The following is a 12,347-nucleotide window of genomic DNA, read 5'->3' as shown; positions in this document are numbered from 1 at the left end:
AACATAGCTGGATTGATAATTACTAATTAAATATGGATAAAATCGAACTAATAGCTAAATTAATTAAGAAGTAATTTTAGATTCTCTAAAAAAACAGAAATAATAAAACAAAAAGATGGAAAAGAGAATTTTCACTTTCAGCAGTCTGACATTTTTCATTGCATTGCAATTGCTATTTGGTTTAAAAGTCCAAGCTCAATGGGATTTCAATACTAATTATTTCAAAATCCATATTAATGACAAAGGATTTATTACGAGCATGAAAAACACGACGGTAGCATCCAATCGTGAGTTCAGCCCAACGGACAAACCATCTCCGTTGATGTGTTTGTATGATAGTTCAAAAAAGAAATATTACGAGCCTCAACAAGCCAAATTCGAGCAGAAAAACAACACTTTTACACTAAATTATTCAAATGGTTCTGTTGCAAAAGTTGTACTGGCACCAAAAACAAAATATTTTAAATTAACTCTTCAATCGCTCACGAAACGAGAAGGAATCGATGATATTCAATGGGGCTCTTACCATACAAATATTACGAATTTGTTTGGAGAAATCATAGGTGTCGCCAGAGATACCACCAAAACTGTCAATTATGCTATTGGAGCAATGGCGCTGAATGATCAAACTACAGGTGGAATTGCAAATACTGAAGGCGAGGCAGCCCCATTTCAATACATTATTCACTCTCCTGACAAAATGAAATTTCCTCTACCTGTAAATTTGCATGAAGGACAAATATTTTCAATTGGAGGAGACGGAATAAGTGACGTGGCATTTTACAGTCATCCTGAAGAATATTACAGAATTTTGTATGGAAATGCGGCGATGATTGATAACAAAGGGCAAGTTTACGTAACCTATCATTCAAAAGATAGAACCAAAAAGCGTAACATTTTCTTTTCTTTGATTCCGATGTTACCAGCCAATATTCCAAACCATCACGAAGTCGCTCCAGTTTCGGGAGTTGATTATATAGGCTCCTCGATTGCGCTTTGGGGAAGTCCCGACAACACAGCCTTGATGGATGTTCTCCAAAATATTGTTTTATCCGAAGGACTTCCCTATCCTACCGTTAATGGCAAATGGGTAAAAGATCCAGCGCGATATACTCCAGATGTTACTTCCGAAGGCAACTTGTTTGACAGCATTGTTTCCTATACAAAACAAATGGGTTTTAAAGCCATTGAAGCGAATGATTTGCCTTATTACAAAGTCAATCGTGCTTATAAAGGCTATCTCGACGGAAAAAATTTTGAAACAAAACCTTTCAAATTTACTTCTGGAAATAAATCGCATAAAGAGTTCACCGATATTTCGAATGTACAAGGGATTTTCATGGGCAGACACACGATTGCAACGGCATTGGCACCAGGAACAAAAGATGCAAGCCCGATTCCAAGCGACAGTTTGTGTTACCTACAAAAGCGCCTTTTAGTGAAATCAATTTCGGCAACAGATACGATTATAGTGGTAAACGACCCCAAATATTTAGACGAAATTGCCAGTTGGGAAGGTCATTGCAAAAACCTAAATATGGTAAAGATCGGCAAAGAACTTATTCATTATTTGGGTGTTTCAAAAACCGCTCCTTACCGCCTTTTGAATGTAAAAAGAGGTTATTGGGATACAACTCCTTCCTCCCATAAAGCGAATGACGATATTTATAAATTACAGGTAACCATCAACTACGGCTATGACGGTTTGATTCCGGATTTGAACTTGCAGGATGCCATTGCTGAAGATTACGCTGACGTTGCCAAAATCAACGGAATTTACTTTATGGATTTGGACGGACAGGAATTTCTGTTCAACACCGGTCAGGGCTATTATGGTGTAAAACGTTTCTTTAGAAAAATGTTTGACAGAGCCGCCTATCACAAAATAGATTATATTAGGATTACTGGAGCAACCCTTTCCGAAGGTTCTTGGCATTATCAAAGCGTTTGGAACGTTGGTGGCGGAAAAAACATGTATGATATTGAAAAACGTGTTTGGGGAAGTACCACCAGCGAGGGTAAAGACATTCGTGACGTTGCCTATGCCAATTATTTTCCTGCAACTTTCGGAGGAAATTTTAGTATTGACAAATCTTCAAAAGTAGAAGATTACGAACATGTTCAAGCCATATCGGTTGGTGTCGGAGCTACATATATGTTGGGAATCAATCAAAAAAATGTAGAAAGTTGTCCTCAAAAATACCAAATTTTCAAAGCAATTCGAACTTGGGAAGATGCAAGAGCAGCAAATGCATTCCCTGATGATTTGAAAATAAAACTGGCCGATCCCAAAAGAAATTGGACTCTCGAAAAAGGAAAAGACAACAATACTTGGATTTTGTTTGAAAAAATTAATGGAACAAAAATAAATCCGATTACTCTGATAAGAGCCAAAGGCTATTAACACAAATATTAAGAAAATTTAAAAATGATTTTACAGAAAGAAAAATAATTGTTTTAGTGAATTTAATTTCTTTATATTTGTGACAACAGCATGGGAATCATTGCTGTTCATCTAAAAATGGAAATCATAGTGTTTCCATTTTTTTAACCCTTTATACTAAACCGATTTAGTGAAAGGTGATTTATAAAAGTTGTGATAAAAATTAAGTATAAAACAAGAATAAATAAAAACTAAACTTGATAAAAAATGAGGCTAAAGTTGATGACATCGTTACTTGTTTTAAGTACTAGTTTGATTGCACAAACAAAAGTTACGGGAAATGTGGTTGAATATTTTGGAAAAGAAAAAATTGTAACGACAGCCGAAGGGAGCGTTTTACACCATTTCAGCAATGGTTATTTTCTTCCTGCCGATAAAAGAACTGGAACACTTTTTAACGGGCAAGACCCTATCGCTTGGCAATATGCGGTTGGAAAATTCATTAATCCAAACAAACAAAGAGGAGACTGGCAGCCTATCAAAATTGATTCTGCCGGGGCTTTCAGCCAAAAAGAAATGAAATCGGCTTTTCTTTTTACTGAATATAATTCGCAAAAAGAGCAAATCGTTCTATTAGAAACTACTGGCGGAACCCGCACCTACATCAACGGCATGCCTCACGAAGGAGATCATTATGATTTTGGATATACTTTGATCCCCTTTAAACTTCGTAAAGGCGTGAACGAATTTGTTTATACTAAAGGCCGCTTTGGACGTGTGAAATCAAAAATTGTTGTCCCTTCAAAAAGCATACTGTTTACCAAACGCGATTTGACGCTTCCGGATGTTATTAATGGTGAAAAAGACGAAAAATGGGCTTCGGTTCGTGTAATCAATGCAACCGAAAAAGACCTAAAAAACCTTGTTATTACTGCAAAATTATCAAGTGGAGAAACTGCCACTTATGCTACCGACGCAATTCTACCTTTGTTCGTCAGAAAAGTAAAATTTAAAGTTCCGGCTGCAAAAACTGATTATACCGGTGAATTAAAAATGAAAATAACGCTTTCAGACAAAAGCGGAAAAGTGATTGACGAAACCGAAATTCCGATTCAACAACGTTCTGCAACCGTTCACCACGAGCGTACATTTGTGAGTAAAGTAGATAACAGCGTTCAATACTATAGTGTGGCTCCTGCATTGGGAAGCGGACCAAAAGCCTTAATCCTTTCAGTTCACGGCGCTTCTGTTGAAGCACGAAATCAGGCACGCGCCTACAAACAAAAAGATTGGGCACACATTGTTGCAGCGACAAATCGTCGCCCTTTTGGTTTCAACTGGGAAGATTGGGGAAGAATAGATGCCTTGGAAGTTTTGGCAGAAGCCAAAAAAATATTCAACACCATTCCTGCCCAGACCTACTTAACAGGTCACTCAATGGGTGGTCACGGAACCTGGTTTCTGGGAACGACCTATCCTGATAAATTTGCAGCAATTGCACCTTGCGCCTCCTACCCTGACATTTCGACTTATGGATCTGATAAAGGCGATGAAATGCACGATCAATTCAAAGCTTTTGAATCAATCAAACGTTCAGCCAATTCAGGTCGTGTAAAAAGTATCGTTAAAAACCTGAAACAATCCGGTGTTTATGTTCTGCACGGCGATGCCGATTCGACTGTGCCAATTTCGCAAGTGAGAGAAATGCGTGAGATATTAAGCACTTTTCACCCGAATTTCTGCTATTACGAATATCCGGGTGGCGAACATTGGTATGGTGATCATTCTGTGGATTGGTTCCCTATTTTCGAATTCTTTAAACGCCAAACGATTCCGACTAACAAAGAAGTAAAAGAAATTGATTTCCACACAGCCACTCCTGCGGTCTCTTCAACTGATTATTGGATAAAATTACAACAACAAATTCGTCCTTTTGATTTCTCCAACATTAACGCAAAAATTGATAATCAACAAATTACAGTTAAAACAAAAAATGTCTCTATCTTAGAACTTGATTTGGTTTCATTGGAATTTAAAGGAGAAATCACGATAAATATCAACGATCAAACTGTAAAAGCAGCATCAGATAAAAAAGCAATTCTGGCTTTAAAAGACGGAAAGTGGACTTTGATAAACGAAATCAACACAGCCGAAAAATACGCTGATCGTCAAGGTGGATTCAAATTTGCGTTCAATAACAACGTCGTTTTTGTGTATGCTACTGGTGGGTCAGCCTCGGAGCGTGAATGGTATCTAAACAGAGCCCGTTTTGATGCAGAAACTTTTTATTACAGAGGAAACGGAAGCATTGATGTGATTTCAGACAAAGAATTTTCATTAGAAAAATACAAAGACAGGAATGTGGTGATTTACGGAAATGCTTCCAACAACATTGCCTGGAAATTGTTATTGAAAAATTCTCCAATTCAAATTGATAATCAACAAGTGAAAGTGGGCGACAAAGTGCTAAAAGGAAATGATTTGGCTGCATATTTTGTACTACCGAGAAAAGACAGCAAAACGGCAATGGTAGGTGTTGTGGCCGGAACTTCGGAAGAAGGAATGAAAGCAACTTGGGCAAACAACTACATTTCGGGAATCACGGGGTTTCCAGATGTGATGATTTTCAAAGCCGATTTACTTTTGAAAGGTTTACCGGAAATGAAAGTAAGTGGATTCTTTGACAACGATTGGTCAACCAGAACACTTGAATTTTTAAATTAAAAAGAAAACATATTTTACTGCTAATTCGCTAATTAAAACAAGATGTTGCAAGCATAAATTAGCGTTTTAGTGGTGAACTTAAAACATAATCGTTTTTCCCAATAAAAAACAATTTTTATAAAATGAAAAAAAATATTCTCTCCATTTTTCTTTTCTTTTTGTTGATTTCGAATGCAATCGGACAAAAAAAACACACTTTTGCCATCAAAGACGGTAATTTCGTTTTGGATGGAAAAAACATCCAGATTCATAGTGGTGAAATGCACTATGCCAGAATTCCTAAAGAATATTGGCGCAATCGTTTGCAGATGATGAAAGCGATGGGACTGAATGCTGTGGCGACTTATATTTTCTGGAATTATCACGAAGTATCACCGGGAGTTTGGGATTTTAAAACCGGAAACCGTGATGTCGCTGAATATATCAAAATTGCACAGGAAGAAGGTCTGTACGTGATTTTACGTCCGGGACCTTATGTTTGTGCCGAATGGGAATTTGGCGGTTACCCATGGTTTCTACAAAAAGTACCGGGAATGGTGATTCGCGGAAACAATCCACAATATTTGGCAGCGACAAAATCGTATTTCACGGCACTTTACGGACAAGTAAAAAATTTATTGGTGACCAATGGCGGGCCAATTATCATGGTTCAGGGTGAAAATGAATTTGGTTCCTATGTTGCCCAACGCAAAGATATTTCGATAGAAGAACACAAAAAATACAGTGCAGCCGTTTTCCAACAGTTGAAAGATGTTGGTTTCAACGTGCCTTTCTTTACTTCAGATGGAAGTTGGCTATTTGCCGAAGGCGCTCTTCCAGGTGCTTTGCCTACTGCAAATGGTGAAGACAATGTTGACAAACTAAAAGAAGTTGTAAATAAATTTAACGGCGGAAATGGGCCTTATATGGTCGCCGAATTCTATCCGGGTTGGTTAGATCACTGGGCGGAGCCTTTCCCAAAGGTTCCTGCCGAAACTGTAGCCAAGCAAACTAAAAAGTACCTTGATGCAGGTGTTTCTTTCAACTATTACATGGTTCATGGAGGAACGAATTTCGGATTTACTTCTGGAGCAAATTACGACGGTAATCACGATATTCAACCAGACCTGACTACTTATGATTATGATGCCCCTATCAGTGAAGCAGGCTGGGCAACTGAAAAATATAATGCTTTACGCGAATTATTGAAAACGCCAAAGACACCAGCTGTTCCCGCTAAAATAGATGTGATTTCGATTCCTGAAATCAAATTGACAAAAGCAGTGACTTTGGAATCATTGAAAAATAAAATAAAACCGGTAAACAGCGAAAATCCATTGACTTTTGAAGAATTGAATCAAGGGCATGGTTATGTTTGGTACAGCAAAAAATTCAAACAGCCTATCAGCGGAAAATTAGAATTGAACGGACTTCGCGACTACGCAATTGTGTATGTCAATGGTCAAAAAGTAGCCGAATTGAATAGTTATTATAAAAATTACGAGTGCACAATTGACGTCCCTTTCAATGCAACTTTGGATATTATAGTTGAAAATATGGGACGTATTAACTACGGAGCAAACATCATCAACAGTACTAAAGGGATTATTTCTCCAGTTATTATCAACGGTGAAAAAATCACTGGCGATTGGAATATGTATTCACTACCGATGGACAAAATGCCGAATCTGGCAGATGCCAAAAGCAATGCCAAAGCAGGTCAACCTACACTTTACCAAGGTACTTTTCAATTGACTAAAAAAGGAGACACTTTTCTTGATATGCGTGATTGGGGCAAAGGAATTGTATTCATCAACGGTATCAATATTGGGCGCTATTGGAGTGTTGGACCACAACAAACGCTTTATGTTCCCGGTTGTTGGTTAAAAGAAGGAGCGAATGAAATTGTGATTTTCGAACAAAAAAATGACAAACTTCAAACAACAGTAAAATCTATCGAAACACCAATTTTAGAAGATCTACAACCTGAAAAAGGTGATATTAAATAAAATTTAAACCAACTCACAATTAGTGGTTAAAAGATAAAAAACATGAATAGAATCAAAAAAAACAATTTAAGCATGTTGCTCCTTTTAGTGGCAATGTACTTTTTGGGGACAAGCTGCTCCAGCAACCAGGAAAAAATTTCGATGGAAATCAACAAAGGTTGGCAGTTTACTGAAGTAACAAAAAATGATTGGCATCCTGCAACAGTTCCCGGCGAAGTGCATACCGATTTGTTGAAAAACAAAATGATTCCGGATCCGTTTTATCGTGATAACGAGAAAAAATTAGTCTGGATTGAGAAAAAAGATTGGGAATACAAAACCACTTTTAATGTCTCTCCTGAATTTCTAAAAAAAGAAAACAATCTCTTGGTTTTTGACGGATTGGACACTTATGCCACCGTTTATATCAACGGAATAGAAATTTTGAATGCCAATAATATGTTCCGTCAATGGTCTGCAGATGTGAAACAAAATTTGAAACCGGAAAATAACGAGTTGAAGATTGTGTTTAAATCTGCCCAAAATGTGGTGGACTCGTTGGCAAAAAAAGATTTGCCATATGTTATTCCAGACAATCCAAGATGTTATGTACGTAAAGCACAATATCATTTCGGCTGGGATTGGGGACCAAAATTCACCACTTGCGGAATTTGGAAAGCCGTTCGTTTGGAAGCTTACAATGAAAAGAAGACTGAAGAAGAATACAAAGCACCACGAAAATACGAATTGGTTCAGGAAAAAGACACAGCTGGAAGTTCGTTTTATTTTAAAATAGACGACAAAGCGGTTTATATGAAAGGAGCAAATTACATTCCGTCGGATGCATTTTTGTCGAGAATGACAAATGCAGAATACGACAAAGTGATTGCCACGGCAAAAGACGCGAACATGAACATGCTACGTGTTTGGGGTGGCGGAATCTATGAAAGCGATTATTTCTATGATTTGTGCGACAAAAACGGAATCTACGTTTGGCAGGATTTTATGTTTGCCGGAACAATGGTTCCTGGTGACAAAGACTTTTTCGACAACGTAAGAGAAGAAGTAAAATACCAAGTAAAACGTTTACGCCATCATCCATCAATTGTGGTTTGGTGTGGAAATAACGAGATAGATGAAGCTTTCAAAAATTGGGGTTGGCAAAAACAATTCAAAATAAACAAAAAAGATTCGATCAAATTGTGGGGTGATTACAAACGATTGTTTCAGGACAGTATCCCGAAATGGGTGAAAGAAGTCGATCCATACCGTCCTTATATAAGCAGTTCTCCTCTTTTTGGTTGGGGCAAAAAGGAAAGTATCAAACAAGGTGACAGTCATTATTGGGGAACTTGGTGGGGATTGGAAGATATTGAGGTAGTGCATAATAAAACCGGCCGTTTTGTAAGCGAATATGGAATGCAGGCAATGCCAAACTATTCCACAATTGAAAAAATTACTTTAGAAGAGGATCGAAAACTGTATTCTGACGTACTGAAAGCCCATCAAAAAGCCGGAAAAGGGTTTACAAAACTAAATTCATACATTCAACGTTATTTCAAGGACACAACGAATGTAAAAACCTGGTCGGTAAAAGATTATACGTATTTGACTCAATGTTTACAATATTATTCTTTTAAAAACATCATCGGAATTCACCGCTCGAAAGAACCTTACAATATGGGAACCTTATTGTGGCAATTGAACGATTGTTGGCCAGTGGCGAGCTGGAGTATCACCGATTATTACAACCGTCAGCCAAAAGCCGCCTGGTATGCAGTAAAAGAAGCCTACAGAGATGACGTGAAACCTACAATCGACAAAGTACGTCCAATTGATTTGAAATTGGAAAATCCACAAATTACATTCAAAGTTGAAGGCAACAACATCACTTTAAAAGCATCAAAAGACGCAAAATTTGTGTGGATTGACATTAAAGGTTACACTGGAAGATTGAGTGATAATTATTTCGATTTGAAAGCGGGTGAAGAAAAAACCATCACAATACAAACTCCAACATCAAAACCAGTAATTACAATTACTTCGCTGTTTGATGTTTTGAGCAGAACTAAATAAAATAAGTCAATTAAATTTTAAAAATAAAAAAGATGCAACCAAACAAATTAAAAGGCACAATTCTGGCAATGGCAAGTTTGTTTTTTGCAATGCCTGTTTTTTCTCAGGGCAAAGCAAAAAAATCTCCAAATGCCAATTATACCCAATTTGTAAATCCGTACATCGGCTCTGGTGGTCATGGACACATTTTTGTTGGGGCAAATGTTCCTTTCGGTGCAGTTCAATTGGGACCTTCCAACATTTTTGAAGGCTGGGATTGGTGCAGTGCCTATAATTATTCCAGTAATACAATTCTAGGATTCACACACACTCACTTGAGCGGAACTGGAATCGGTGATTTGAATGACATTCTATTGCTGCCTGCAACGGGAAAAGTACCTTTGGTCAAAGCGGAGAAAAAAGACCCAAGCGGTTATGGTTCCACTTATTCACACCAAAATGAAGTTGTAAAGCCAGGATATTACAGTGTTCTTTTGGACAAATACAATGTAAAAGCCGAATTAACCGCTTCGGAAAGAGTTGGTTTTCACAAATACACTTTCAATTCGAAAGATGAAGCTCATGTGTTGCTTGACCTTACTGATGGTGTGGGTTGGGATAGTCCAAAACAGACTATGATTCAAAAAACAGGAAGCAAAACAATTGTAGGTTATCGCCATTCAAAAGGTTGGGCCGATGACCAACGTTTGTTTTTTGCCATGGAATTTTCGGAAGAAATTTCAAATATTGCATTGTATGATAGCACTGCCGTAAAAAATGGTCTTCAGGGCGAAGGCCGAAAAATGAAAGCCATTTTGGATTTCAAAAACAAAAAAGGAAATGTAATTATGGTGAAAGTGGGAATTTCACCAGTGAGTGTAGAAAATGCTGTAGCCAACATCAAAGCCGAAATTCCACAATGGGATTTTGTGAAAGTAGTTCAAGATGCAGATGCAAAATGGAATAAAGCTTTAGCGAAAATCGACATTAAAGCCGACGCTGATACCAAAACAATTTTCTATACTTCATTGTATCACACGATGTTTGCTCCATCAATTTTCAATGATGCAAATGGTGATTACAGAGGAACAGACAGAAAAATCTATAAAAATGCAGGTTTAGTAAACTACACCACCTTCTCTTTATGGGATACATATCGTGCGCTTCATCCACTTTACACTATCACCCAAGAGGACAAAATCAACGATATTATAAAAACATTTTTAGCAATTTACCAACAACAGGGAAGACTACCGGTTTGGCATTTGATGGGCAATGAAACCGATTGTATGAACGCGAATCACTCGATAGCCGTAATTGTGGATGCCTATTTTAAAGGATATAGAAATTACGACGTGAATTTGGCATATGAAGCGATCAAAAAAACTGCGATGCAAACCCGTGCCGGAATGGATTATGTACAAAAACTGCAATACATTCCTGCAGACAGTCAATTCGAAACTGTTGCCAATGCATTAGAATATGCAATTGATGATTGGTGCATTGCCCGTATGGCAAAAGATTTAAATAAAATGGAAGATTACGCTTATTTCACAAAAAGAGCGGAATTATACAAACTCTATTTTGATAAAAACAGTGGTTTCATGCGTGGAAAATTGACTAATGGCCAATGGAATGAGCCTTTTGATCCAATGTCTTCCGCTCACCGTAAAGATGATTATGTAGAAGGAAATGCTTGGCAATACACTTGGTTGGTTCCTCAGGATCCTTATGGTTTAATTGATTTATTTGGCGGAGACCAAAAATTCATCGAAAAATTCGACCAGTTATTTACACAAAGTGAAAAAGTAGCCGGCGAGGATGCTTCACCAGACATTAGTGGATTAATTGGACAATACGCTCAAGGAAATGAGCCGAGTCACCATATTCCGTATTTGTATGCTTATGTGGGACAACCTTGGAAAACAGCCAAGATCGTTCGTCAGGTTTTTGACCAATTTTACACAACCAAAATTGACGGAATTTGCGGAAACGAAGATGTCGGACAAATGTCGGCTTGGTACGTGCTATCCTCAATGGGATTCTATGCTGTGAATCCTGCAAACGGAACTTACGTTTTTGGAAGTCCAGCAGTTGATGAAGCGATTGTTCATTACAAAGAAAATGTATCATTCAAAATGACTGCAGTAAATAACAGCAAAACGAATATGTACATACAAAAAGTGGAATACAACGGAAAACCATATACAAAATCATACATCACTCACGACATGATCGTAAAAGGTGGTGAGTTAAAATTGTATATGGGAAATCAGCCTTCATTGGACTTTGGAACAGCAAAAGCGGATAGACCACTGTAGGCGTACGAAAAACACACAACCAATTCAGAAAAGAAACATGAAGAAAATAATAGTTTTTTTAGGAATGTTTTTCGCTTTTGCAAATGCAAATGCGCAAACCAAAACAAAATCGAATCTGAATATCATGACGTTTAATATCCGTTATGATAATCCGGGCGATGGTTCGAACAGCTGGCAGTATCGAAAGGAAAACGCAATAAAAATGATTCGTTTCAACGAAATTGATATCCTCGGAATGCAAGAAGTTCTAGCTCATCAATTGAAAGATTTCACCGCAAATCTTACTGAATATGGAGCTATAGGTGTAGGTAGAGAAGACGGAAAAGAAAAAGGGGAATACAGCCCAATCTTATACAATAAAAATAAATTTACGCTTATCAAATCGGGCTATTTCTGGTTGAGCCAAACTCCTGAAAAACCTTCAAAAGGATGGGATGCCGCTTGCGAACGTATCGCAACTTGGGTACAATTGAAAGACAAAGCTACCGGGAAAAAACTATTTGTTCTAAATACACATTTTGATCATATAGGCGAAGTGGCAAGAAGAGAAAGTGTAAATTTAATTAAAAGAAAAATTGCCCAACTAGGTGAAGGAATGCCTCAAATCATGATGGGGGATTTGAATGCAACACCTGATTCATCGGTGATACAATCGTTGCTGACTGGAGATAAATCGCTAAGTTTATTGGATTCCAAAAAACTGGCTTCAATCGTATATGGTCCAAATTGGTCTTTTCACGATTTTGGAAAAATACCTTTTAAAGACCGACCGCTGATTGATTATATTTTAGTGACCAAAGGAATTACAGTTCATAAATATGCTGTTTTTGCAGAAACTTTAAATGACCTTTTCCTTTCGGATCATGCACCTGTGTTTATCAACGTTTCTTTCTAAAT

At 37.5% G+C, this 12,347-nt stretch carries 6 protein-coding genes; all 6 read left to right on the top strand.

What is annotated here, in order from left to right; translation table 11 throughout:
- Positions 1–115: 115 nt before the first annotated feature.
- The 6 genes from HQN62_RS09765 (at position 116) to HQN62_RS09740 (ending at position 12,345) form a co-directional block, all read left to right on the top strand.
- On the top strand, positions 116–2,404 hold the full coding sequence (locus HQN62_RS09765) for a hypothetical protein (RefSeq protein WP_217362483.1): 2,289 nt from the start codon (positions 116–118) through the stop codon (positions 2,402–2,404).
- A 246-nt stretch (positions 2,405–2,650) separates the two neighbouring features.
- Complete coding sequence (locus tag HQN62_RS09760) at positions 2,651–5,107, top strand: carboxylesterase family protein (RefSeq protein WP_217362482.1); 2,457 nt, start codon at positions 2,651–2,653, stop codon at positions 5,105–5,107.
- A 122-nt stretch (positions 5,108–5,229) separates the two neighbouring features.
- A complete protein-coding gene (locus tag HQN62_RS09755) occupies positions 5,230–7,095 on the top strand; it encodes a glycoside hydrolase family 35 protein (RefSeq protein ID WP_173504217.1) in 1,866 nt (621 codons plus the stop codon).
- A 42-nt stretch (positions 7,096–7,137) separates the two neighbouring features.
- Positions 7,138–9,150 carry a beta-mannosidase gene (locus HQN62_RS09750; RefSeq protein WP_254454426.1) on the top strand — a complete coding sequence of 671 codons (2,013 nt, stop codon included), beginning with the start codon at positions 7,138–7,140 and terminating at the stop codon, positions 9,148–9,150.
- A 32-nt stretch (positions 9,151–9,182) separates the two neighbouring features.
- On the top strand, positions 9,183–11,450 hold the full coding sequence (locus HQN62_RS09745; RefSeq protein WP_254454425.1) for a GH92 family glycosyl hydrolase: 2,268 nt from the start codon (positions 9,183–9,185) through the stop codon (positions 11,448–11,450).
- A 37-nt stretch (positions 11,451–11,487) separates the two neighbouring features.
- A complete protein-coding gene (locus tag HQN62_RS09740) occupies positions 11,488–12,345 on the top strand; it encodes an endonuclease/exonuclease/phosphatase family protein (RefSeq protein ID WP_173504216.1) in 858 nt (285 codons plus the stop codon).
- Positions 12,346–12,347: the final 2 nt, after the last annotated feature.

This window comes from Flavobacterium sp. M31R6 (assembly GCF_013284035.1).
Classification (GTDB): domain Bacteria; phylum Bacteroidota; class Bacteroidia; order Flavobacteriales; family Flavobacteriaceae; genus Flavobacterium.
Note: the sequence above shows the minus strand (reverse complement) of the source record. Positions and strands in the feature narration are given on the sequence as shown.

Excerpts from the sequence above, each read along its gene's own strand:
- HQN62_RS09765 (WP_217362483.1), top strand. The coding sequence starts at position 116 with ATGGAAAAGAGAATTTTCACTTTCAGCAGTCTGACATTTTTCATTGCA.
- HQN62_RS09760 (WP_217362482.1), top strand. The coding sequence starts at position 2,651 with ATGAGGCTAAAGTTGATGACATCGTTACTTGTTTTAAGTACTAGTTTG.
- HQN62_RS09755 (WP_173504217.1), top strand. The coding sequence starts at position 5,230 with ATGAAAAAAAATATTCTCTCCATTTTTCTTTTCTTTTTGTTGATTTCG.
- HQN62_RS09750 (WP_254454426.1), top strand. The coding sequence starts at position 7,138 with ATGAATAGAATCAAAAAAAACAATTTAAGCATGTTGCTCCTTTTAGTG.
- HQN62_RS09745 (WP_254454425.1), top strand. The coding sequence starts at position 9,183 with ATGCAACCAAACAAATTAAAAGGCACAATTCTGGCAATGGCAAGTTTG.
- HQN62_RS09740 (WP_173504216.1), top strand. The coding sequence starts at position 11,488 with ATGAAGAAAATAATAGTTTTTTTAGGAATGTTTTTCGCTTTTGCAAAT.